The organism is Priestia endophytica DSM 13796, assembly GCF_900115845.1.
Classification (GTDB): domain Bacteria; phylum Bacillota; class Bacilli; order Bacillales; family Bacillaceae_H; genus Bacillus_I; species Bacillus_I endophytica.
On record NZ_FOXX01000011.1, the window covers coordinates 70,469 to 95,952 of the forward strand.

Annotated in this window: 21 protein-coding genes and 1 pseudogene; 17 read left to right on the plus strand and 5 right to left on the minus strand. The window is 36.7% G+C overall.

Features of this window, described 5'->3' with window-relative positions; genetic code table 11:
* Positions 1-117 precede the first annotated feature (117 nt).
* On the plus strand, positions 118-1,287 hold the full coding sequence (locus BM012_RS18555) for an MFS transporter (protein WP_061802397.1): 1,170 nt from the start codon (positions 118-120) through the stop codon (positions 1,285-1,287).
* Positions 1,288-1,300: 13 nt separating this feature from the next.
* Here the strand turns inward: BM012_RS18555 and BM012_RS18560 are convergent, their stop codons facing one another.
* On the minus strand, positions 1,301-3,091 hold the full coding sequence (locus BM012_RS18560) for an ABC transporter ATP-binding protein (protein ID WP_061802398.1): 1,791 nt from the start codon (positions 3,089-3,091) through the stop codon (positions 1,301-1,303).
* Between the two features lie 487 nt (positions 3,092-3,578).
* On the opposite strand from BM012_RS18560, the gene BM012_RS18565 reads away from it, so the two are divergent.
* The 9 genes and pseudogenes from BM012_RS18565 (at position 3,579) to BM012_RS18605 (ending at position 15,469) form a co-directional block, all read left to right on the plus strand.
* Positions 3,579-5,021: a xylulokinase gene (locus tag BM012_RS18565; RefSeq protein ID WP_061802399.1), complete on the plus strand. Its 1,443-nt coding sequence runs from the start codon at positions 3,579-3,581 to the stop codon at positions 5,019-5,021.
* Positions 5,022-5,335: 314 nt separating this feature from the next.
* Positions 5,336-6,826, plus strand: a complete 1,491-nt coding sequence (locus tag BM012_RS18570) for an aldehyde dehydrogenase family protein (protein WP_061802400.1) — start codon at positions 5,336-5,338, stop codon at positions 6,824-6,826.
* 518 nt (positions 6,827-7,344) lie between these two features.
* Entirely contained in the window at positions 7,345-8,595 is a 1,251-nt protein-coding gene (locus BM012_RS18580) for a 3D domain-containing protein (protein WP_061802402.1), read from the plus strand.
* 267 nt (positions 8,596-8,862) lie between these two features.
* Positions 8,863-10,332 (plus strand): alanine/glycine:cation symporter family protein, encoded by a 1,470-nt coding sequence (locus BM012_RS18585; RefSeq protein WP_061802403.1) that lies wholly within the window; start codon positions 8,863-8,865, stop codon positions 10,330-10,332.
* A gap of 389 nt (positions 10,333-10,721) precedes the next feature.
* Complete coding sequence (locus BM012_RS18590; RefSeq protein WP_061802404.1) at positions 10,722-11,744, plus strand: zinc-binding alcohol dehydrogenase family protein; 1,023 nt, start codon at positions 10,722-10,724, stop codon at positions 11,742-11,744.
* A gap of 50 nt (positions 11,745-11,794) precedes the next feature.
* Positions 11,795-11,965, plus strand: a pseudogene (locus BM012_RS26165) (D-mannonate oxidoreductase); the annotation flags it as partial.
* A 45-nt stretch (positions 11,966-12,010) separates the two neighbouring features.
* Positions 12,011-13,009 (plus strand): LacI family DNA-binding transcriptional regulator, encoded by a 999-nt coding sequence (locus tag BM012_RS18595; protein WP_061802491.1) that lies wholly within the window; start codon positions 12,011-12,013, stop codon positions 13,007-13,009.
* 117 nt (positions 13,010-13,126) lie between these two features.
* Complete coding sequence (locus tag BM012_RS18600) at positions 13,127-14,401, plus strand: MFS transporter (protein ID WP_061802405.1); 1,275 nt, start codon at positions 13,127-13,129, stop codon at positions 14,399-14,401.
* A 54-nt stretch (positions 14,402-14,455) separates the two neighbouring features.
* Positions 14,456-15,469, plus strand: a complete 1,014-nt coding sequence (locus tag BM012_RS18605; protein WP_061802406.1) for a zinc-binding alcohol dehydrogenase family protein — start codon at positions 14,456-14,458, stop codon at positions 15,467-15,469.
* A gap of 65 nt (positions 15,470-15,534) precedes the next feature.
* Here the strand turns inward: BM012_RS18605 and BM012_RS18610 are convergent, their stop codons facing one another.
* From BM012_RS18610 to BM012_RS18620, 3 genes are read right to left on the minus strand one after another with little or no spacing between them, the layout of a single operon-like run.
* Complete coding sequence (locus BM012_RS18610; RefSeq protein ID WP_061802407.1) at positions 15,535-16,761, minus strand: cation:proton antiporter; 1,227 nt, start codon at positions 16,759-16,761, stop codon at positions 15,535-15,537.
* A 3-nt stretch (positions 16,762-16,764) separates the two neighbouring features.
* Positions 16,765-17,262 carry a cation:proton antiporter regulatory subunit gene (locus tag BM012_RS18615; protein ID WP_040060705.1) on the minus strand — a complete coding sequence of 166 codons (498 nt, stop codon included), beginning with the start codon at positions 17,260-17,262 and terminating at the stop codon, positions 16,765-16,767.
* 59 nt (positions 17,263-17,321) lie between these two features.
* Complete coding sequence (locus BM012_RS18620; protein WP_061802408.1) at positions 17,322-17,897, minus strand: tyrosine-type recombinase/integrase; 576 nt, start codon at positions 17,895-17,897, stop codon at positions 17,322-17,324.
* Between the two features lie 222 nt (positions 17,898-18,119).
* Between BM012_RS18620 and BM012_RS18625 the strand changes: the two genes are divergently transcribed.
* Positions 18,120-19,403 (plus strand): glutamate/proton symporter GltT, encoded by a 1,284-nt coding sequence (locus BM012_RS18625; protein WP_061802409.1) that lies wholly within the window; start codon positions 18,120-18,122, stop codon positions 19,401-19,403.
* Positions 19,404-19,460: 57 nt separating this feature from the next.
* Here BM012_RS18625 and BM012_RS18630 read toward each other — a convergent pair whose 3' ends face one another.
* A complete protein-coding gene (locus BM012_RS18630; protein WP_372439898.1) occupies positions 19,461-20,288 on the minus strand; it encodes an undecaprenyl-diphosphate phosphatase in 828 nt (275 codons plus the stop codon).
* Positions 20,289-20,563: 275 nt separating this feature from the next.
* Between BM012_RS18630 and BM012_RS18635 the strand changes: the two genes are divergently transcribed.
* From BM012_RS18635 to BM012_RS18660, 6 genes are all read left to right on the plus strand, one after another.
* Complete coding sequence (locus tag BM012_RS18635; RefSeq protein ID WP_061802410.1) at positions 20,564-21,145, plus strand: DNA-3-methyladenine glycosylase; 582 nt, start codon at positions 20,564-20,566, stop codon at positions 21,143-21,145.
* Between the two features lie 196 nt (positions 21,146-21,341).
* On the plus strand, positions 21,342-21,689 hold the full coding sequence (locus tag BM012_RS18640; protein ID WP_061802411.1) for a DUF2642 domain-containing protein: 348 nt from the start codon (positions 21,342-21,344) through the stop codon (positions 21,687-21,689).
* Positions 21,690-21,708: 19 nt separating this feature from the next.
* Entirely contained in the window at positions 21,709-21,927 is a 219-nt protein-coding gene (locus BM012_RS18645; RefSeq protein ID WP_061802412.1) for a hypothetical protein, read from the plus strand.
* Positions 21,924-23,447, plus strand: a complete 1,524-nt coding sequence (locus BM012_RS18650) for a glycosyltransferase family 2 protein (protein WP_061802413.1) — start codon at positions 21,924-21,926, stop codon at positions 23,445-23,447. Before BM012_RS18645 ends, BM012_RS18650 begins: the two co-directional genes overlap by 4 nt.
* Positions 23,448-23,499: 52 nt before the next feature.
* Positions 23,500-24,948, plus strand: a complete 1,449-nt coding sequence (locus tag BM012_RS18655) for a glycosyltransferase family 2 protein (protein ID WP_061802414.1) — start codon at positions 23,500-23,502, stop codon at positions 24,946-24,948.
* A gap of 90 nt (positions 24,949-25,038) precedes the next feature.
* A complete protein-coding gene (locus BM012_RS18660) occupies positions 25,039-25,326 on the plus strand; it encodes an AbrB/MazE/SpoVT family DNA-binding domain-containing protein (protein WP_019390547.1) in 288 nt (95 codons plus the stop codon).
* Positions 25,327-25,484 lie beyond the last annotated feature (158 nt).

Sequence of the window (25,484 nt, forward strand, 5' to 3'; positions counted from 1 at the left end):
TAATCAGGATTTTTTTTGTCTTGGCACCGAAATGAAAGAGGGCGCATATTAAAGTGCCGATAAAGTTCTTGATCTTATACAAGAGTGAAAGTGACGACAGAAAAAGGAGGAATTCAAATGAATCTAAAAGTTTGGATCCTTGCTGCTTCTACTATTTCAGTCGGATTAGTAGAACTTATCGTCGGTGGGATCTTACCAATTATGGCAGATGACTTGAACATATCAGTTGGTACAGCAGGTCAGCTTATTACAATTTTTGCGCTTGTATATGCTGTAGCTGGTCCAGTACTTTTATCAATTACAGCTAGTATTGAGCGAAAACGTTTGTATCTTATTGCTCTTTTTGTCTTTTTTATCGGAAATTTAATGACGTTTTTTAGTTCAGCCTTTTCGTTTATTATCATTGCAAGGATTATTACAGCAGGGAGTACAGCATTAATTGTTGTGCTATCTTTAACAATTGCGCCTAAAATTGTTGCACCTACTCATAGAGCAAAAGCTGTAGGGGTTATTTATATGGGGATTAGTTCTTCTCTTGTTTTAGGTGTGCCAATTGGCATTCTTGTGACAAATGCTTTTGGATGGCGGACTGTTTTTCTAGGTATTGCGTTTCTTTCGATTTTGTCTATTGTTTTAATTTCGATTTTCTTAGAACGCATTCCAGTTGATAAAATAGTTCCGATTAGCAAACAAATCAAATCGCTTAAAAGTGGAAAGATTATTGGAGCCCACCTTGCTACACTGTTTATGTTAGCTGGTCACTATACAATTTATGCATACTTTACTCCTTTTCTAGAAGAAGTTTTAAAGTTAAATCAGCAGTGGATCAGCCTTTGTTATTTCCTATTTGGCATTGCTGCTGTGTTTGGTGGAGGTCTAGGAGGGACGCTCTCGGATAAAATTGGCGCTCCTAAAAGTATTTTAATTGTCATTGGTGCTTTTGCCCTTATGCTATTTGTGCTTCCGTATACAACGTTTTCCATTCCAATCTTTTTAATTGTGATGATGGTATGGGGAGCCTTAAGTTGGAGTCTTTCACCACCTCAGCAAAGTTATCTTATTCAAATTGACCCTGTTACATCTGATATTCAGCAAAGTTTTAATAACTCGGCACTGCAAGTTGGTATTTCCTTAGGCTCTGCTGTTGGGGGAGCTGTGATGGAGAAAACGGGTTCAGTAGCTCATACAGCAACGATCGGTGGATGTATCGTAGTTATAGCCATGTTATGTGCCATATTTTCTTTAATAAAACCTGCTCAAATAAATAGAACAGAAGTGCAAAAATAAGAAAAGCCAGCCCTTACAATACGGGGCTGGTTTTTTCTATATATAGGCTTTCAGTTGGATGATGTTTAGACAATTGGAGTTGTTCAACGGCAAATTCTCTGTATAAATCATGAGAAGCCAGTAATTCATCATGTGTGCCTTGTCCTGTAATTCTGCCATTTTCCATAAATAAAATTTTATCAGCGTCTATTACTGTAGAGAGGCGATGTGCAATGACGAGCGTAGTCCGACCATGCATTAAGTTTTTTAGTGCTTTTTGTACATAAATTTCTGATTTACTATCAAGGCTTGATGTTGCTTCATCAAGCATAAGAATGTGAGGGTTTCTGAGTAAAGCTCTTGCAATTCCAATTCGCTGCCTTTGTCCACCAGATAGTTTAATACCGCGCTCTCCAACTTCTGTTTCATATCCGTTTGGAAACTGGAGAATAAATTGATGAGCATATGCTAACTTAGCAGCATGATGCAACTCTTCTTCTGAAACGTTACCTTGAAGACCATAGCAAATATTTTCTCGTATCGTTCCAGAGATTAGAGGGCTTTCTTGAGAAACATAGCCGATTTGACTTCTCCATGAAGACAAGGAGAATGAACAAATGGAAAGATCACCAAGCCTTATTTCTCCGTGTGATGGCCTGTAATAACGTTCTAAAAGAGAAAAGAATGTCGTTTTTCCGCCGCCACTTGGGCCTACAATTGCTGTTATTTTCCCCCCATCTGCTGTGAAATTTAGCTGTTGTAAGACTGGTTTATTTTCTTCATAAGCAAATGTTAAGTCTTTAATAATAAGCGACTTAGTAGCTTTATTTAGAGTAGTACCTGATTGATGGTCTTCTTCTTTAGAATGTAGAGCATTAATGATTCTTTCTGTTGCTCCTTTTGCTTTTTGGAGCTGAGTGAAAAAGGTAGAGAATTGAGCCATTGGCATAATAATTTGGATAAGATATAGAATAAAGGCAACTAATTCTCCAGCTGATAGAGCTCCAGAAGAAACACGCATTCCCCCATATCCAATAATAACAACAAGGAGAGCCATCATAATTAATGAAATTAATGGGGAGGTAAAGGCTTGTATTTTTCCTTCCTTGACGCCGAGCTGAAAAAGGTTTTGAATCCCTTTTATTCCATTTCTGTATTCAAGAGGTTCAGCATTTGATGATTTAACAAGACGAATTTCCGATAGAACTTGCGTAACTCTTGCAGAAAACTGAGCTGTTTCATCTTGTGTGCCTCTAGAAACTCGAACCATCTTTTTTCCAAGTGGAAGAAGAATACAGAGTGAAAGAGGAACGGCACAAAGCATGATCATTGTCATCTTCCAGTCTATTATAAGTAAAATAACAATTGATCCTGTGATAGAGATAACTCCTGTAGCAAAGCTTGTCAAATGATTAGAAATCAAGTTTTTAACAATTGCTGTATCATTGATAATACGACTTGTCATTTCTCCTGTTTGATGATTGTCGAAGTAAGCGATAGGAAAGTGAAGAAACTTAGCCAATAATTGCTCTCTCATGTTTGCTACTACTTCTTGGCCCACATAATTAAGCAAGTAAATAGAGAGACCGCCTGCTATAGCTTGAGCGAGAAAAGCACTAACCAAAATCATGATTGTATTTTGATTGAATGAATGTATAGAGAAATGATCCACAAGTTTTTTTGTAAACAAAGGAATGAACAAACCTACGATTGTCATTATTGTACTCATTAAGATAGCACAGCTTAGCTTTGATTTAGATGGATTCGTTTCCTTAATAAGATAAATAAATGAAAACAAGTCTCCATCAGTTTGTTTTTTCAACATTCTTTTATCTCCTATATATGTAATCATTATATAAATGAAAGAATAGCTAGTGAAAAAGCGTTTCTCAGGAAGAGAAACGCCCTTTTATGGAGCACGTTATGTAGTGTTCCATTAATCAAAAGATTAAACATTACCATTGCCATTATTAACGCTACCATTACCGATGTTGATAAGTTGGCTTAAAAGATTGTTTAGAATATCAAGGTTCATGTCATCACACCTCCTAATGTATAAATTTTGAATATAAACCAATATAAGGTTATATTCGTTACGTCTATCACTATACACTCACTATACACCTTTTTCTATAATAATTTGTATATTATGGAAAAAACGAGTCTGTAGACCTTGTTTTGCTTAAAAAAGTTTATGGTAATTTAATCCAAAAGCCTTATATTTAAAATCAAATTGAATGATAGACATTTAGGAAAGTAGTATATGATAGAGAGAAAGAATAGAAATCTATATTTAGTCAATGGAGGAAAGTATGGATTATATTATTTCGTTTGATATTGGGACAACAGAAATTAAAGGAATTATGGTGAACCAATATGGAGAAATCCTTCTAGAAGGTTCAACACCTCTAAAAATGATATATGGGGAAAACGGAGAGAAAGAACAAAATCCTGAGAGCTGGTGGGAAGGAATCATAGAAATTGTTGCATGTTGGAAGAGAGAGGAAAGCATCAATTTATATGATGTGAAAGCTATAACATTAAGTGGACAAATGGAAAATGTTATTCCCATTTCATATAACAACAAGTGTGAACGTGCTATCTTATATTCAGATACGCGAGCAAAAGAAGAAGCGAAATATATTAATCATTTCTATAAGTACATAGGAGAAACAATAGGAAATCGTGTAAGGTCCTCTACTCCTTTTGCAAAACTATTATGGCTTAAAAACAAGGATATAGATGTGTATCATAGTGCACAATCATTTGTTTTTAGTGCAAAAGATTATATTATCTATAAACTCACAAGTCGTTTTGTAACAGATCCTATTACAGGAGCAACAACTGGAATGATGAATCTAAACAAAAGAATATGGGAAGAGGATATAATTGTCCCCATGGGAATTGATATTGAGAAATTGCCGGAGATTTTACAATCAGAGGAAAAGGCAGGACGGCTTTCAGCTAATGCTGCTGAAATAACAGGACTACAAGCGGGGATTCCTGTACTATGCGGATCTGGTGATGCTGGAGCAAGCACAATTGGAGCAGGAGCTGTAGCAGAAGGACAAGGCTATTTACATTTAGGAACAACAGGTTGGGTTGCAATTCCTGCTAAAAGATTTGTTTCTCATCCTTCAGCTTTTAAATTAGCACATTTGCCAAAACACCTTTTAATTGCTGTTATTCCACTTTTAAATGGTGGGAATATTTATGAATGGGGAGTTCAAACTTTTACAGATAATGAAGACTACGAAGGGTTTGAAAGAATGGTGAAGGAATCGCTAAGTAAAAAGGGGGATGTGTTGTTCCTTCCTTACCTTTATGGAGAACGAGATCGAGAAGAAGGGGGAGCATTTATTTCTATTACAGCGAGAACAACAAAGGAAGACTTTACTCGTGCTATTGTTGAGGGACTTTGTTATTCTATTAAACAAATTTGTGATGAACTTCTGTCTCCTAACGAAGGAGATATTACGATTATTGGAGGAACTTCTAGAAGCACTGTGCTTTGTCAATGTTTAGCAGATGTACTTGGGAGACAAATTAATGTCCCGAAAAACAGCCACGTTTTGACAGCTTACGGCGCTTTGGCTCCGGCTTTCATTGCCTTAGGATGGTCGCAATCTTACAACCATTTCGTAAGAGACTATATTAATAAGAAGAAACACGTACATTTTAAACCTGATGTGTCCAAAAGGGAGTATCATATAGAACAATATAAGCGATATATAAAATATGTTGAAAGAAAATAGAGGCTATTTTTGTCGATGAAAAATTGTCATTTAGAGCATTAAATTATTTGAATATTCTTTACGAGATGGTAGAATGATAGAGGAAGTTATTTTTCTGTTTACAACCTCAAGAAATTTTTTTACAACAAGCATTTAATAGGAATTCTTCTCACCATTTCAACATTTTCATTCACCAAGATTAAAACAAACTCACCTAAAATTCAAAATCTAAAAATTTGTTTTATCAAGAGTCTCAGCATGTTGCAAGTAGTGGCAACAGAATTGGAACAATGCTGCTGACATAAATAAAGATTAGAACAGGGGAGTGGGGAATAATGATGATCAACGGTACAGGAGTAAAACTAAGCGAGAAAGTAGAAAAATTTTTAGAAGGTACAAAAAAACTATATATTAATGGTAGTTTTATAGAATCAGCAAATGGAAAAACATTTGAGACCGTAAACCCCGCTACAGGTGAAATGCTCGCACGGGTTGCGGAAGCTGAAGAAGAAGATATTAATCGAGCAGTCGAAGCTGCACGGGACGCATTTGATAATGGCCCGTGGTCAAGGATGGGAACTGCTGAGAGAAGTCGTCTTATTTATAAGTTGGCAGATCTCATTGAAGAAAATAAACAAGAACTAGCAGAGCTAGAATCTCTCGATAACGGAAAGCCAATGCGTGAATTGATTGCAGCCGACCTGCCACTTACCATTGAGCATTTCCGATATTATGCAGGTTGGTCGACCAAAATAATGGGGCAGACCATACCAAGTCAAGGAAACTTCTTTACTTATACAAAGCACGAACCACTGGGGGTAGTCGGTCAGATTATTCCATGGAATTTTCCGCTGTTAATGGCAGCTTGGAAACTTGGAGCAGCACTTGCTACAGGTTGTACAGTTGTGCTGAAACCTGCTGAGCAAACGCCGCTATCAGCTCTCTATTTAGCGGAATTAATTGAGGAAGCGGGTTTTCCAAAAGGAGTCGTCAATATTGTACCTGGATACGGAGAAACAGCAGGGGCTCCGCTTGTGAACCATAAGAAAATAGATAAAATTGCCTTTACAGGGTCTACCTCTGTTGGTAAGGCAATTATGAGACAAGCCTCTGAGACGCTTAAGAAAGTTACGCTAGAGCTTGGAGGAAAGTCACCGAATATAATCCTCCCTGATGCGGATCTTACAAAAGCGCTGCCTGGTGCTCTCAACGGCATCATGTTTAACCAAGGACAGGTCTGCTCAGCAGGTTCGAGATTATATATTCAAAAGAAGCAGTATGACAATGTTGTTGCTGACTTAGCTTCAACTGCTAAAAATATTAAAGTTGGAATAGGCCTTGATCAAGAAACCGAGATGGGACCACTTGTTTCATCTGAGCAGCATAACACGGTAAAAAGGTATATTGAATCAGGGAAAAGCCAAGGAGCAGAGCTTGTAGCAGGAGGGAAAGTGCCATTTGAAAAAGGGTACTTTATGGAACCAACAATATTTGCAAATGTTGACGATAGTATGACGATTGCTAAAGAAGAAATATTTGGACCTGTAGTAGCTGCCATGCCGTACGATACCCTTGATGATTTGATTGATAAGGCAAACGATACTGAATACGGACTTGCAGCAGGCGTATGGACTCAGGATTTAAAAAGCGCCCACTATATTGCAAATCGCTTAAAAGCAGGAACAGTGTGGGTGAACTGCTATAATGCTTTTGATGCAGCAGTGCCGTTTGGAGGCTACAAGCAGTCTGGTATAGGTCGAGAAATGGGCTCATATGCTCTTGAAAACTATACAGAGGTTAAAGCTGTTTGGATTAATATGGATTAATAATTAATAGATAAGGCTAATTGAGCGGATCCCTCAATTAGTCTTTTTTTTTTGCATATAAGACATTTAAATAAACGTTTGTTTAAAAATATAGCAGAAAAACGCAGCGCTTTTCCCTCTCATTTCCGTTTAAATATGAAAGTGAAATTTCTTTATATTATAACTCGATAACAGGTTCATTTATTTACTAGTAAATATACTTTGAAACTATTAATAAATTCCAAAAACAGCGTTTTGTTTCTCTTTTTTTATATAAAACAAAAGATTTTTCAATGAAAAAAAGCGAAGTAAATGGGTTAAAATGGATTTAATATTACGTTTTGTTACAAAAAATCTTTTTTTAATGGAATATGGTTTACCCCTCTCATAGCAACGGATGAAGAAAATGAATCTTTCTTTTTTCCTACTCAAATCCTCCTATTTCTTCGATTATTGACATTTTCTTTTAATTTTTTTGTAACATGATTGGGACAACTTTTGTGTTATAACTATATTTGCAAAAGAAAGGGGAGAAACGTATGCCATTTATAAAGCGTACGATGCTTATCGTCTTTACAGGAATGATGTGCTTTTCAGGCACAGCCATTACTCATGCGCAAACAAACGAAGACTCATTACAAGATGCAAAAAGTAAGCTAGAAGAGAGTAAAAAGCAAGTAGCTGAAAAAGAGCAGGAAAAGCAATCTGTAAATGGAGACATCGAGAGTATAAAGACTGAATTGGAATCTTTACATAATTCAATTTCCGAAAATGAAAAAGAGTTAAAAGAGATTACAAGTGAGATTAAGAGCACAGAAGCCTTAATCGAAAAAAAGAAAGAAGAAATTATTAAACTTGAAGATAAAGTGCTAGCTAGAAAAGATATCATGGAGAAACGCCTTGTTGCTCTTCAACAGAGTGATCAAGGGAACGTTGTTGTTAAGAGTGTGCTAGATTCTGAGAACATCGGAGATTTCTTCGGTCGCTACAATGCAGCAACAACGTTAGCAGAAGCAGATCAAGATATTTTACAAGCGCAAAAAGATGATCTTAAACAAATTGAAGAAGATAAAAAGACAATTGATGAACAAGAAAAAGTATTAAAAGAGAAACAAGAAAGTTTATCAGAGAGTCAAGCATCACTTCAAGAAGACTCAGCAAAGCGTGAGGAAATTTTAACAGATCTACAAGCTAAGTATGGCGACATTGTGAAAGATCTTGATTTATCACAAAAAGAGCAATCAAGTCTTGAAGCGCAAATGCAGAAAATTGAAGATAGCATAAAGAAAGAGCAAGAAGCAGCAGCTGCTGCGAAAGAGGCAGAAGCTAAGAAAGCGGCTGAACAAAAAGCTGCTGAAGAAGAAGAGGCAAAAGCAGTAGCACAGCAAGAAGTTGCAAAAGAGCAAGAGCCTCAACAACCAGTTGTTAAAGCAGAAAAAGCACCTGAAGCTAAAAAGCCAGCTCAAACAGCTGATAAAGGAAGCGAGCCTGAATCAGGGAAAGTCCTTTATGTACAAGCAACAGCTTATAGCTATGAGGAAACAAACGCAAACGGTGGACTTACTGCATCAGGATACAATATTAAAACAAATCCAAACATGAAGCTTATCGCAGTTGATCCAAACGTCATTCCACTAGGTTCTAAAGTCTGGGTAGAAGGATACGGGGTCGCTGTTGCAGGAGATACAGGTGGCGCGATTAAAGGTCATATTATTGACGTTTTACAGCCATCAAAATCGGCAGCTCTAGCTTGGGGTCGTAAAAATATTAAAGTGAAAATCTTAAATTAATAAATTATAATATCAAGCAGTCTCATATAAGTGAGGCTGCTTTTATTTTTGTGTTTTCGGTCGTTATAACTAGTAAATATAAAGAATAAACATAAATAAGATAGAATATTCAAATATATAATAGGGAAAAAGGAGGAGCTTTGACTTTCAATGGGGAATTAAAGTGTAAGCTTTTATTACAATTTAGGTGAAATGTATATTTATGTAACATAGGATAAGGGATATACTACATAATTCTTTTTTATAATCAAAAAAGGGGGAATGGGAATGGGAGGTTTTATAACGAATTTAAGTGGCTGGTTATGGAGCATGCCAATGCTTTATCTTTGTTTAGGGATTGGTTTATTCTTTACATTAGCTACAAGAGTCCTTCAATTAAGGCTTATTAAAGAAATGATTGTTCTTATGTTTAAAGGGAAAAGTTCAGAAGCGGGTGTCTCGTCTTTCCAAGCCCTTTCTCTAGCTCTATCAGGACGTGTCGGCACAGGAAATATAGCGGGAATTGCTACGGCTATCGCTCTTGGTGGACCTGGCTCTGTCTTTTGGATATGGCTCATTGCCTTTATTGGAGCTGCAACAGCTTTTGTGGAATCAGCATTAGGGCAAGTGTATAAAGTTAAACAGGGGGGGCAATACCGAGGAGGCCCTGCTTATTATATTGAAAAGGGAATTGGATGGCGTTGGTATGGAGTTATTTTTGCCATTGCCTCAATATTAGCAATGAGTTTATTAATGCCTGGCATTCAATCTAATTCAATATCTGCTGGATTAGAAAATGCTTTTGGAATTAAACCTGTTATCTCAGGAATTGGAATTGTTATTGTGCTTGCTATTATCATTCTTGGTGGTGTTAAACGCATTGTTAATGTGGCGCAGTATGTAGTACCTTTTATGGCTTTAGGATATATTTTTGTTTCTCTTATCATTGTGGTGCTAAATATTCAAGAGTTACCAAATGTGATAGCTTTAATTTTTAAAAGCGCATTTGGACTTGATTCAGCATTTGGAGCCATTGTCGGAATGGCAATTACATGGGGAATTAAGCGAGGGATTTATTCAAATGAAGCTGGACAAGGAACTGGACCGCATGCGGCCGCGGCAGCCGAGGTGTCTCATCCAGCAAAACAGGGACTTGTTCAAGCTTTCTCTATTTATGTTGACACGCTTCTAGTCTGTTCAGCAACAGCTTTTGCAATTCTTTTTACTGGAACATATAGCACTCAAGCTCCATCAGGAGAGTATATTGTCAACAACATGCCTGGAGTGGAAGTTGGTCCTGCTTATACGCAAGCGGCAATTGAGACGAATTTCCCAGGTTTTGGAGCAGGGTTCGTAGCTATTTCACTTTTATTTTTTGCTTTTACAACGATTATGGCTTATTACTATATAGCTGAAACAAACCTTGTTTACCTTCTGAAAGGAAAAGATAACAAATGGCTCTCTTTCCTTTTGAAGTTAGTTCTTCTTGCTGCTACATTTTACGGATCCATCAAGACGGCGAGTCTTGCATGGGCATTAGGTGATATTGGTTTAGGGGTTATGGTTTGGTTAAATATGATTGCACTCTTAATCTTAGCAAAGACGGCCTTAAAAGTTTTCAAAGATTATGAAAGACAGCGGAAGCAAGGGATTGATCCAGTTTTTGATCCGCGTGCACTCGATATTAAAAATGCTGATTATTGGGTCGATGAATATGAATATATAGAAGAAAGTCCAAAGAAAGCAAAAGTAAATTAAGGATATACGATATATATTCAAAAATGATAAATCAAAGCTCAAAAGAGGGACATTCTAATGCAGGAATCCTCTTTTGAGTTTTTTTGTTGAAGGATTTAGGAGTCTTAAAGTAGAAGAAGGAGTTAGGAGATAAAAAGAGACATTGTCATTTGAGGAGCAGCATAGAGTTAGAATGAAGATTAATAAAGCATAGTATGAAAAAGGTTTAATAACAAATGTCCCCGCTTACATTTTTGTTTTACTAAATCGTTTTAGAAAAACTATAACTTTCTTATATAGCCAAGTGTAGAGAGTATCGTATCTTTCATACTATAATCTTCATTTACATGAAGAGAGATGTGAAACTTTAGCTTTATTACGAGAATAAACTTAAATCTTCGAGGTGGGATATGAAAGCTATTCAGGTAAAAGGTGCCCATAGTCTTGTTGAGGTAGAAGTCGAGAAAGCGGAACTGAAATCTCCAACAGATGTGCTTGTAAAAGTAAAGCGTGTAGGAATTTGTGGAACAGATATGCATATTTATCATGGTACAAACCCACTCGCGACATTGCCAAGAGTTGTTGGTCATGAAGTAGCAGGTGAAGTTGTAGCTGTTGGGAAAGAGGTGGATAAACTTAAAAAAGGCGATCATGTTGTTATTGAACCTATAAGCTATTGTGGAAGTTGTTATGCTTGTCGAAAAGGAAGGCCAAATGTGTGCAGCAATTTATCTGTTTTTGGTGTTCATGAAGATGGGGGATTAAGGGAATATATTGTTCTTTCCGAGAAACAGCTTCATCTTGTTAGCAAAAGTTTAAGTTGGGATGATATTGTACTAGCGGAACCCTACACAATTGGAGCTCAGGCAACATGGCGAGGGAATGTTGAAAAGGGAGATTCTGTTCTTATTCAAGGAGCTGGACCTATTGGGATTTGTATATTAAAGTTAGCTAAAATGAAAGGTGCGTCTGTCATGATGACAGATCTTAATGAAGAACGGCTTCAATTTGCAAAAGAAAGTGGAGCAGATGCTGTTGTTCATGCGGGTAGAGAGGATGTTAGAACAAGAGTTAAGGAATGGACAAATAGGGAAGGAGTCAATATCGTAATTGACGCTGTTTGTTTGCCATCGACATTTGAACTTTCCGTTGATGTTGTCTCTCAAGCAGGAAATATTGTTGTATTAGGATTTGACGAACGACCATCTTCAATTCCTCAGTTGCCCATCACAAAAAAGGAAGTTACTATTACAGGATCAAGACTCCAAACAAATCAGTTTTCAACTATTGTTCAGTATTTAAATGAAGGAAAGCTTTCACATAATGGATTGATTACTCATAAATTTCCATTCTCTCGTGTACAAGAAGCTTTTGATTTTATCGAAAATCATCCAGAACAAGTACGCAAAGCTGTTATCACCTTGAATGACTAATCCACACGTTTATGTTTTGAAAAGTGAAAGCGCTTTAAATATTATGTTTGCTTTCTATAAATAGCGATTTTAAATCAAACAGCAGTAAAATGAAATGTTTTGGAAAACCTGAAGATTTACTTGGCATAATGCTCTGGCTCCTTGATGAGAGCTATTCAAGATTTGTAACAGGGATAACCGTTCCTATTGATGGTGGATTTATGGCATACTCAGGAGTGTGAATTTACCCTGCCACTCACCTATCTTACAAGATGGGAAGGATGATTATGAAGAATATTACAATTGCTGATGTCGCGAGACATGCAAAAGTGTCAAAAAGTACCATTTCACAATTTCTAAACAAACGCTATGAATATATGAGTGAGAAAACACGTAAACGCATTGAAGAATCTATCCGTATTCTAGATTACAAGCCTAATATTGTTGCACGTAGTCTAAAGCAAAAAGCAACTTTTACGATTGGAGTTGTCGTCGCAAATATTCTTCACAATTTCTCAACCCAAGTGATACGAGCGATTGAAAATTATTACTATGAGCAGGGGTTTCATATTATTGTGTGCAATGCAGATGACAATCCTGAAAAAGAAAAGAATTACATTGAGATGCTCAGAGCCAAGCAAGTAGATGGAATCATCATATTTCCAACTGGAGATAATCTTGCCTTATATAAAAAAATGAAAGAAGATGAGTTTCCAATTGTTTTTATGGATCGAACTATTGAAGAACTTAATATCACCACAGTCATTTTGGATAACAAGTTAGCTGCAAAACTAGCTGTTGATCACTTTGTTGAAAAGGGATATACCAACATTTCCATTATTACAACTTCTATTATCCGCAACATTACTCCACGTATAGAAAGAATACAAGGATACAAAGAAGCGCTTATAGCTCATGGAATACCGCTAAATCCTTCCTATATTAGAACCTCAGAACAAGCGGAAATTCAAGCTTCTTTATCGCAAATGTATCAATTAAAGACACCACCTCAGGCAATATTAGCTGCAAATGATATTGTTCTTCATGAAGTATTGCGTTTTGTGAAGAAACAAAATTTACGTATTCCAGAAGACATAGCTCTTATTAGTATAGATGATGTTCCATTTGCAAGCTTTTATACACCAACTATTACAGCAATTAAACAACCTTCTGTCGAGATGGGGAGATTTTCATCTGAACTTCTTCTTTATCAAATAAAAAAAGAAAGAGTAAAAAACAGCATCTACCGTATGATGCCTGAACTTGTAATTAGAGCTTCTTGTTAAAGATAGTCTGCAAATGAGTGTTCTTCAAAAATAGTAAAACGATTTAGTTAAATTTTTCAGTTCTTTTTAAATAAAACCGCTTCCGGTCTTGAAAGTCAAACTTTAAGGGGGGCATTTATGTTTTCACAAGGTAAAGGAATTGTAATCGTTTTTTTGTTTTTGGCAGGGGTTATTAATTACTTGGATCGTTCAGCACTTTCTATTGCGGCACCATTTATTCAAGAAGATTTATCTCTTTCTGCAACTGAAATGGGAATCATTTTTAGTAGCTTTTCTGTTGGATACGCTATTTTTAACTTCCTTGGAGGAGTTGCTTCAGATAAATATGGAGCTAAGCTTACGCTGTTTGTGGCAATGATTGTTTGGTCATTGTTTAGCGGAGCCCTCGTATTAGCTGTTGGTTTTGTAAGTATGATTGTTATTCGAATTCTTTTTGGAATGGGAGAGGGACCTTTATCTGCAACAATTAGTAAGATGGTCAACAACTGGTTTCCCCCTAGCAATAGAGCAACAGTTATTGGACTTACAAACAGCGGTACACCTTTAGGAGGAGCCATTTCTGGACCAATCGTTGGTTTTATCGCTTTATCGTACGGGTGGAGAATATCATTCATTGTTATTATGATTATCGGGCTTGTTTGGGCTTTCTTATGGTGGAAGTTTGTAAAGGAAAGACCTCAATCAGCAGAAGGAAGTGCTTCTCTTTTTTCAAAACAAGTTGCTGTTTCTGCTGAAAATGAAGAAGATAAAAAAGAGAATGTAGGAAAAAGGAAACTAAAGCTTACATTTTACTTAAAGCAAAAAACGATCTTATTTACTGCTTTTGCGTTTTTTTCCTACAACTATATTTTGTTTTTCTTTCTAACTTGGTTTCCAACTTATCTAGTAGATGCGCGTGGTTTAAGTGTAGGAAATATGAGTATTATTACTGTTATTCCTTGGGTTCTGGGATTTATCGGATTAGCATTAGGTGGATTTGTTTCAGATTTCTTCTTCAAAAAGTTTATTAAAAAAGGTGTTTTATTTTCGCGTAAGGCTGTTCTTGTTACATGTTTGTTCTTATCAGCTGTTTGTATTGGAGTAGCAGGTCTAGTCACCACAACAGTTGGAGCCGTAACGCTTGTTGCCTTATCAGTCTTTTTCTTATATTTAACAGGAGCTATTTATTGGGCGATTGTTAATGATGTTGTTGATAAAGATAACGTTGGCTCTGTTGGAGGGTTTATGCATTTTCTTGCTAATACGGCAGGAATTATTGGGCCAACTTTAACAGGATATCTTGTTGATACGTCTGGAACATACACGTCAGCCTTTCTTCTTGCTGGAGGGTTAGCTGTTTTTGCTTCCCTTACTGTGATTCGCTTTGTACGTCCAATTGTCAAACCATTGTAGGATAAATGTTCAAATCATGACCGACGAGACAAATCTATAAGGAGGAAATCAGGGATGAAAAGAATTGTATGTACAGAGCCACATCAGTTTAAAGTTGTTGAAACAGAAATACCCGTCCGAACAGAGAAAGAAGCATTGGTGAAAGTGAAGAGAGTTGGCATATGTGGAACAGATCTTCATGCATATCAGGGAAATCAACCTTTTTTCACATATCCTCGTGTTCTCGGGCATGAGCTTTCTGGCTATATTGCCGAAGCACCAGAGAGCCATTCTAATTTGCACAAAGGAAATCAGGTGTCAATTATCCCTTATATAGAGTGTGGACACTGTATTGCATGTAGAAAAGGAAAAACAAACTGTTGCACAGATATGCGAGTAATGGGAGTTCATATTGATGGAGGGATGAGCGAGGTTATCGCTGTTCCCTTAGATCATCTCCTAGATACAAGCGGTTTGTCTCTAGATGAAGCAGCAATGGTAGAGCCTTTGAGCATTGGTGCACACGCTGTGAATCGAGCTCATGTTCAAAAAGAGGATGTAGTGCTTGTCATTGGGGCAGGACCGATTGGATTAGGAGTAATGGCTTTTGCAAAAGAGTCAGGAGCGACAGTTATTGGAATGGATATTAGTGATGAACGGTTAGACTTTGCAAAAAAATGGGCAAATATTGATTATACTATTAACGGGGCCAACAGCCCGTTGGAAACATTACAAACATTAACGAATGAAGATTTGCCAACCATTGTATTTGATGCAACAGGTAACGTAAATTCGATGGAAGAAGCCTTTCATTATCCAGCCCATGGAGGCAAGTTAGTTTATGTAGGACTAGTGAAATCACATCTAACTTTCTTTAATCCGGAATTTCATAAAAAAGAGCTAACATTACTAGGAAGTCGTAATGCTACAAAAGAAGATTTTTATAAAGTAATAGAAATGCTCAAAAGTAAGAAGATAGACTTAGAGCTTTATATTACACACCGCACGAGCTTTGAAGAGATGCCAAAGGCATTCCAACAGTGGTTAAATCCAAAGGAAAGAGTAATTAAAGCGGTTATTGAAATATAATCTAAATAAGGAAATTGTGATAAAGTAAACAACCTTAGCGAAACATCACTAAGGTTGTTTGTTTTTTAAGAAAGGCTTCTTTCTTTTTTCTTCTTCTCTTTTGGTTTTTGCCATTTGAAGATCTTATTTAAGAAGTTGAAAATATGTTTGGACTCTTTTGTTAATAAAGGTCCTAAAATAGCTAGGATAAGCACATATAACGCAGCAAATGGTTTTAGTGTAGCAGATAAGCCGCCTGCGATCCCTAGGTTTGCAACAATAATCGAAAATTCGCCGCGAGAAACAATGGTTAATCCGATATTAGATGAGGCTTTATGAGAAAGTCCTGCTCGTCTTCCTGCAATCATTCCAGCAATAAAGTTACCTAAGATTGTAAGAAGAACAGCTCCAAGTGACAACCAGAGGGCATCTCCTAATGAAAGTGGATCAATACTCAAACCGAAGCTGAAGAAAAAGAGGGCACCGAAGAAATCACGAAATGGAACAACGAGTTTCTCGATACGTTCGGAATGCTCCGTCTCAGAAAATACAAGACCAAGTAAAAGGGCGCCGATTGCTTCTGCCACATGAATTGTTTCAGAAAATCCTGCTACAAAAAAGAGAACAGCAAAAATGACGATAATAAATACTTCATTGGAACGGATATTAAATAGTTTGTTTAATAGAGGTGGTGCTTTTCGTGCAATGATGAAAAACAATAGCATATAGCCAAGAGCAATAAGAATAGAGGTTAAGGCACCTGTAATAGAAGTAGAATCTCCTAAAACAAGACCAGAAATAACGGATAAATATACGGCAAGGAAAATGTCTTCAAACATGATAATGCCTAGGATAAGTTCCGTTTCGGAGTTTGCGGTACGTCTCAAATCGACAAGTACTTTAGCAACAATAGCACTTGAAGAAATAGTAATAACTCCTGCAATGATGAGAACTTCAAGAAGTGGAAAGTCTGCGATGAAACCATATGCAAGACCTAAACTGAAGTTAATCGCAATATAGATGGAGCCGCCAATCGCGATAGAACGGCCTGATTTAATCAGTTTTCCAACTGAGAATTCTAGACCAAGGTAGAAGAGGAGGAATAGAACTCCCATCCGTCCAAAGAACGAAATAATCTCAGAGCTTTCGATAAACCTTAAGTCAATAATTCCAATCTTCGGAGCATGAGGTCCAACAAGCATCCCTAAGATGATGAGGAAAGGGATGATTGAAAATTTAATTTTGTTAGCAATAAGCGCCGCTATTGCAACAAGCAGTAAAGCGGTGCCGACTTCAAATACCAGATGATCCATTAATTATCCATCCCCCTTTGAGAGTAGGCTTGTTTCTAGTGTTTTTAGTTCTTTTCGTTCTCCAGATAAAACAAGGCGATCATGACTTTCAACAACAGCGTCCGCACCAGGGTTTGTGAGCTTTTGTTTATCTTTTTTAATGATGGCAATAACCGTAACGCCATAATTTTGTCTTACGTCTAATTCCCCAAGTGTTCTCCCAACAGCTTTTGAACCTGGTTCGACTTTAAACCATTCAATAATTAAATCATCAAAAGCGACTTCAATAGACTCAAGAGCTTGTGGTTTGTATACCATTCCACCTAAGATAGCGGCTATTTGTCGTGCTTCATTATCTTCTAACGTAATGCTTGAGAGAATTTCATCATGATCGTCTTCATCAAAGTGATACACTTCACGTCGTCCATCATCATGAACAATAATTGTTAACTTCTCATTTTCTTTTGTGAGAATTTCAAACTTTCGACCAATACCAGGTAAATCTGATTCTTTAATACCCATTTTAATCCCTCCAACTTTATAGATAACTTCAGTATTGACTGTCCTTATGCTTTATATGTTTATAAGTTTAAGTCAATTGAAGAATGATCCCTTTGCTGTGGTACAACTCCAATATAGTGGAGCGTAGCGTTTGGTGAACTGTGATGAAACATTTTTTGAATTTGTTCAACAGGAACACCTGATTGATAAGCATGATATCCAAAAGTTTTCCTTAGCGTATGGGTTCCAATTCGCTCGGTTAACCCAGCTAGACGAGCAGCATCATTAATAATTTTGTATGCTTGCTGTCTTAGAAGGGGCTGTTTTCCTTTGTGTTGTTTCTTAGAAACAAAAAGAGGTTCATCTAAACTGTCATATGATCTATTTTGTAGATAATCAGAAATGGCTGCTTTACATATTCTACTAATGTGGAAACGTTGTATATCTTCTCCATGAAATGGGACATCAATATACTCTTTGACAAATCCTTCCTCTGTTAAAACATCTTTTATTTGTAAATTTAATAAATCATGAATTTTTAAACCAGAATTAATGCCAAGAGAGAATAAAACATAATCTCTGAAATTCTTCTTTTTTAGAATAGCTTTTATTTCTAAGATTTTTTCTTTGCTGCGAATTGGTTCAACAAACTGCAATTTTATCACCTCGTTATATCATACATAATTTATTTTAACATAAATTATGTATGATATGAAATGATAAGGCTTATAAAGGGATTTTAACAATGTAAGCGTGTGCGATTTTTGATTTAGTTAGAATTTTACATAGATTAATTGGTCAGAAACATGTATAATGCTTAACGTATGATTATAATGTTGTGACTATTTAGCGAATTGTCACTATGAAGGAGGACACCTATGAAAAAGAAGTTTAAGTTCGGACTAGCCTCGCAAATATTCCTTGGTTTAATTCTAGGGATTGCAGTTGGTGCGATTTGGTTCGGGAATCCTAACGTTGAAACATATCTTCAACCAATTGGAGATATCTTTTTAAGATTAATTAAAATGATTGTAATTCCGATCGTAGTTGCAAGTCTTATCGTTGGAATTGCAGGAACTGGTGACAGTAAGAAAGTTGGAACTTTGGGTGTAAAAACGATTGCTTACTTTGAAATTGTAACAACATTTGCAATTATCATTGGGCTATTTTTAGCAAATATCTTTCAGCCAGGACAAGGTGTTGATATAGAGTCTGCTCAGAAAACAGACATTGGTCAATATGTAGAAACATCAGAAGAAGAAGGTCAAAAGTCTGTTGCAGAAACGTTTTTGCATATCGTGCCAACAAACTTGTTCAAATCACTAGCTGAAGGAGATATGCTTGCGATTATTTTCTTCACTGTTTTCTTTGCACTAGGAATTTCTAAGCTTGGTGAAAGAGGGAAGCCTGTTATTGCATTTTTTGATGCAACAGCACAGGCAATGTTTAATGTCGTAAATATGATTATGAAGTTTGCTCCATTTGGGGTATTTGCACTTATTGGAGTTACAGTTTCTAAGTTTGGTTTTGATTCGTTAATGTCACTTGGTAAACTTATTCTTCTCGTTTACGCAGCGCTTATCTTCTTCCTAATTGTTGTACTAGGAATTATCGCTAAAATTGCGAATGTTAATATTTTCAGAATGCTTGCATACTTAAAGGACGAGCTTTTGCTTGCTTACAGTACATCAAGTTCAGAAACAGTACTTCCAAGAATCATGAAAAAGATGGAGGAGATTGGTTGTCCAAAATCTATCGTTTCTTTCGTAATTCCAATTGGATATACGTTTAACTTGGACGGCTCTGTTCTCTATCAATCTATTGCAGCTCTTTTCTTAGCTCAAGTGTACGGTATTGATTTAACAATTTGGCATCAAATCACACTTGTTCTTGTATTGATGGTAACATCAAAAGGAATGGCTGCTGTACCTGGAACATCATTCGTTGTACTTCTAGCAACGCTTGGTTCAATTGGTGTGCCTGCTGAAGGTTTAGCATTTATCGCAGGGGTTGACCGTATTATGGATATGGCAAGAACAGTTGTTAACTTAGTTGGAAATGCTCTTGCAGCTGTGGTTATGTCTCATTGGCAAGGTCAATTTGACGGTAAGAAAGCAAATGAAATTATGAAGAGAAAACCAGCACCATTAGATGTTAACTAACATTTCCTTGAAATTAGAAGGCCCGTACTCTTTTAAAAGAGTACGGGCTTTTTTTTGTTATAGAAATACGATATAAATGATAATCGCAATTATGATTCGATAAATCGCAAAAGGAAGTAATTTAATTCGGTTAATTAATTTTAAGAAAAAGCGGATGGATACTAGTGCGAAAACAAATGCACTAATAAATCCGATAATAAAGAATGGAAGAACGTCCATTGAGAAGTACTGCCAGTTCTTTAGGAGAGATAAAAAGCTTGCTCCAGCCATTACAGGAACAGCCATAATAAATGTAAAGTCAGCAGCAGCACGGTGAGACATACCTAGTAAAACCCCACCTGAGATTGTTGCACCTGATCTAGAGAACCCTGGCCAAAGAGCAATACATTGGAAAAGACCAACGCCAAGTGCCTGCTTGTACGTTATTTTGTCAATGGTATTGATTTGCGGTTTGTTACGGCTCACAATATCCGCAATAATCATTAGAATAGCTCCTGCTACAAGACTATATATTACGGTGTTAATAGAAAATAGATGCTCATCGATAAAGTCTTCAAATAAAAGACCGAGTACAGCAGCTGGGAGTAGACCTACAATAACTTGCCCTAGCTTTAGACGATTTTCATTTGCGGAGTGTTTTTTGCGGTTCAAACCAAGCAAATCAATAAATCGATCCTTAAATACAATAACAACAGCTAAAATAGAGCCGAGCTGAATGACTACTTTGAACGTATTTGCAACAGGTTCTGTTAAAATCTCTTTTGATTTTAACAATAAATCATCGACGATAATCATATGGCCTGTCGAAGAAACAGGAGCAAATTCTGTCAGACCTTCCACAATTCCAAGAATCAGAGCTTTCAGTAAATCAAACATATCAATCATTTTAAAATCTCCTCTTAACACAAAGTAAAATCTTAACTTAACGTTCTTATTATATACTGCAAAAAGGTGAAAAAGAATACTCATTTTCTTCTACTGGAAAAGATTAAGAGTTAAATAAACGTTTGTTTAGCTAAAAGAACTGCTATTAAATTGGTAAACTATGTAATGTGCCTTTCTCTTAAAAAGATAAGCTCATGTGTTTCCTAGCAGTATCTTGGGTATCATAACACAGAAAAGAAATGAAGGGCAAACAAAAATAGAAAGGAAGGCACTCTATGGATTTTCAATCGGAATTTTTCACACAACCAACACTCGAACTTGCTCAATCTTTGCTAGGATGTCTACTTGTAAAGGAAACAGAGGACGGCGTTGCTTCCGGCTATATTGTAGAAACTGAGGCATATAAAGGACCAGAAGATCAAGCTGCGCACAGTTTTAATAATAGACGTACAAAGCGAACGGAAGTAATGTTTGGAAAACAGGGATATGTGTATACATACACAATGCATAGACATTGTTTGGTGAATATTGTGAGTGCTGAAGAAGGCAAACCTGAGGCTGTTCTCATAAGGGCTGTAGAGCCTGCCTCAGGTATCCCGCTGATGTATGAAAGAAGAGGACAAGCTGTCAAAAAAGAAGTGCAGCTTACAAATGGACCCGGAAAGCTTACAAAAGCATTAGGTATCACAATGGATGATTATGGACACGATATTCGCAAATCACCTCTTTATATTAAAAAGGGTATCTTACCAAAGCAAATTAGCAGGGGACCAAGAATAGGAATTGAGAATAGCGGAGAAGCAAGAGATTACCCTTGGCGTTTTTGGATTGAGGGAAATCCATTTGTATCAAGGTAATCATCAATAATATAAATAAAAAGAGAGGGCTCTATGAAGTCTTCTCTTTTTTCTAGTTAATGCCCCATTTTTTTAGAAATAGGCCGCAAAATAGGCTCCTCTACCTCACGAATTTTATCCAAATGTATATATTATTAAAGCAGCATGGATAAGCCTGTTGCATAGAATACGGATAGAACTGATTGGAGGTTATGTTGTGTTGTTTATTTGCTTCAAATCCGTTGTAAAACGAATAAGAGATATCCTATTTTCAAATGCCTTTGGTGAATTTATTGAAAAGCATACAAAAGAAGCTGTAGAAGAAGTGCTATTTTCTGACGAGTTCAGAGAATACCTTTTGAGTATTTTAGAAGAAAGTGAAGAATCTCCTTTTAAAGAGATTGCGGAACAATACTTGAATCAAGAAGTGGTCATTTCAACAACAGTAAATATGTTAACCGGAACGATTGTTTTAGTTGGAGAAGACTATCTAGTTCTCGAAGAAAGCTCAGAGACTACGATTTTATTACCTTTTGATAGTATTATTGCAATCTATCAAGCTTAATAGAGAGGAGGCTATCTATATGTTTAATGAGGCATTAAGAGAAGCAGTGGGAACGCTTGTGCAGATTATCACACCTGTAGATATTTTAACAGGTACATTAATGTCTGTAGGTGAAAGCGTTGCTGTTATTCGTACTTCAAGTAACTATTCACCTTATATTCCATCGGAAGACGTTACAGTCCGTCTGGATGTTATCACATATGTGCGATTATTTGAGAGTCAGAGTGAAATGGCATGAAGCTGTCTATCATTATTCCCGCATGTGATGAAGGAGATACAATAGGGAACGTTATCAAGGAAGCAAAAGGGTTAAATCCATTTGAAATCATTGTTGTTGCAAATGGATCAACAGATAATACAGAGGAAATTGCACGAAATTTAAACTGTAGAGTGATTTCTCTTGAGGAAAAGTTAGGTATTGATGTTGGAAGAGCAGTAGGTGCAAAAGAAGCAAAAGGTGATATTTTGCTTTTTCTTGATGGGGACATTCCTATGCATCATACAAAGCTGCGTCCTTTTGTTAAAGCAATTCAAAGTGGCCAGGACATTGCATTAAACAACTTGTCCTGGACGCTTCACCGTAAAATTCGTGCGCACTTTGTAGCAGTATGGAAGCTTGCGCTAAATTTCATGCTGAAGAGAGAAGATCTTCACGTGAATTCACTTGTAGCTATTCCTCATGCTATGAGTAAGAAAGCAGCAGAGAGAATTGGTTATAAGAACTTAGCTGTTCCACCTCTTGCCCAAACAATTGCCGTTTTATCAGGAATGAAAATTAGTGCGCCTGCTGCGGTTGACGTTGTTACAACAAATAAAATTAAGACAACGCACCGAACGCTTATAGATGGGCTTCCGTCTTCTACAAATCTAATTATTGGCGATCATATTGAGGCCATTTCTTATCTTCTCAATGAGAAAGGAAAGCGGGGCGGATTAACAGATGGGCCAAGAAAGCGTACTGTTTTAGATCATTACGGAAAGTTTGCTCGTAGATGGAGAAAAAAGATAAAATATAGTGCCGTGATTCCAGTTGGAGAAGAAAAAGAAACGATTATGGGCGTCATTGAAGAAGTGAGAAAAGCTGGAGTAGAAGAGATTATCGTTATTGGGAATGGAGCTGATCGCGAGACAATTAAAAAGGCGAGAAGCATGGGAGCGATTGTTCTTGATTTCCCTTACGCTCTAGGTCATAACGTTCCAAGAGCTATCGGAGCTATGCATAGTAATGGAGAAGTTTGCTTATTTGTAGACGGAGATATTGTTATTAAAGCAGAAGACTTGCGCCCGTTTTTGGAAGCAGGGGCACAAGGTGTTCATGTAGCCGTAAATGATTTAGACAGCTTTTTAGATCGCTTTCATCCTATTCATTGCATAAGTGCAGCAAAGCAAGCTCTTATGCTTGCAGCCAAAAGACAGGATCTTTCCATTAACACAATGACAGCTATTCCTCATGCAATTCGTCGCGAAGTTTTTGAGAAAATTGGCTATGAAACATTAATTGTTCCACCACTTGCTCAAGTTCTGGCAATTGAACATGGATTTATCGTTAAGGCAGTTCACGAAGTAGATGTTATTACAACAAATAGAATTCGAAAAGATCATAAGAAAGTGAACAATAATCTTCCATCTTCAACAGAGCGAATTTTAGGAGACCATGCTGAAGCTCTTCATCACTTAATTCAGAAAACGAATAAACGTGGGGGGTTCACAGATGGAGGAAGAAATCAAGATGTTTTAGAAAGATTAGATAACACATAAGGCAAGAGTTGAATAAAGTAATAACAGCATAGAAAAATATAGGAGGATAAACATGAGATCACTTTCTGTTATTATCCCTGTCTTTAATGAAGAGAAGACACTTAAAGCTGTTATTACAGGAATTAAACTTTTTCAACCACTAGAAATTATTGTCGTTGCAAACGGTTGTACAGATCATTCTAGTAAAATTGCGAAAGAGAACGGATGTATTGTAATTGAACATACTGAGAAGCTTGGTCAGCATTTAGCTCGAGTTGAAGGAGCAAAAAAAGCAAACGGAGATGTATTGCTTTTTCTTGATGCTGACTTTGCGCTCCCTTTTTCGGAACTTCAACAGTTTCTCACTTCTATTCTTTTTGAAAACTGTGATGTGACAGTTAACCAAAATCCTAAAGAACATCCTTCAACAGAAGTTTGGAAAAAAATAGTTGCAGAATGGAAAGGACATAAAGAATGTGGGAAAGGTTCGTTTTGTAAAGCACCTTTTGCTTTAACGAAAGAAGTTCTTGTGAAAAGTGATTTTATTAAGAGTACTTATAGTGTTGAAGCTTTTATAGAAACGTTGAAAGTTGCGGGCAGAATTGAACACCGACATGAAATAGATACAAAGACGTTAAATAGATTTCGTCCTTCTCATCATAATGGATTTTTTCATAAAATATCGTGTTCAGAAAAGAGGGTAATAAAGGAACATGTAGAAAGTATTAGTAAAGAGCTCTTGCGAGACAAAAGAGGGGGATACAAGGACGCTGGAAGAAATCGAGAGATTTTAGCAATACAAAACTATAATGTTCAAAAGGGGTGGGGAGTGAGCTCTACTCTTTATGGCGGCCAGCAGTTGTCTGTTATTGTTCCTGCTCAAAATGAAGCAAAGTATATTAAAAGTGTTATCTCTCAGGCAAGACAGCTCGAACCCCTTGAAATTATTGTTGTAATCAACGGATCAACAGATGAGACAGAGGAATATGCAAAAAGTCTTGGAGCAACAGTTGTTCTTTTTGAACACCGGTTAGGCCATGACGTTGGAAGAGGAGTGGGAGCTTCGCTCGCACAAGGAGATATTTTATTATTTGTAGATAGTGATTTCACAATTCCAGCTCAAGACTTATTTCCCTTTGCTAAGGCTGTTCAGTCTGGTATTGATGTAGCACTGAATAAGCAGCTTGATCCTCTAACACACCCTGTTCCTCTTTGGAAATATGCACTAAATGTAGCTTGTGATCATAAAAAGCTGGAAACAAGCTCTCTTGTTGCTGTTCCACATGCGATGAGTAAGAAGGTAGTGGAAAGTATCAGCTATAGTGCTTTAGCTGTTCCACCACTTGCTCAATGCAAAGCAATGAAAGAAGGATTTTTAGTAGAAGCTGTTCATGCTGTTGATGTTCATAAACTAAATGCAATAAGACTAAGAGGACATTTTGCTCAGCAAGGTTATCCACCTACAACAGAGCTTATTGTGGGTGATTTTTTTGAAGCCATTCATTATCTTGCAAAGCTATAATTTTTTTAGTGGAAAAGGTGAAAGAAGCTTTTGGATAGCGTAAAATAAATGATGTATCGGATAGTTATAATCTGATAAGGGGGAAGAAAAATGAAAACGACGGGTATGGTGCGCAAAGTTGATGAATTAGGAAGGATTGTTCTTCCAAAAGAGTTAAGAAGAGTACTAAATTTAGAAGCAAAAGAGCCAGTAGAGATGTACCTGGATCACGAACAGATTATTCTAAAGAAATACCGAGCACATCAAGAATGCATGATTACCGGAGAAGTTAGCAGTGAAAATTTGAGCCTATTAAACGGTAAAATTGTACTAAGCAAAGAAGGCGCGGATATTCTTATGAACGAAATTGAAAAGAAGTTTGGAACAAAGCAAATTTAAAAATCAAATAGACAGTAAAAGCCTTCATTTCTATTGGTAGAAATGAAGGCTTTTATCTAGGTAATTAAGAAGGTTAAAAAAATAGAAGTACTACGGAAGTACTTCCATTTAACAAAGGGGGAATACACTATTATCATGCCCTTTTTCAGTTCTTTTAT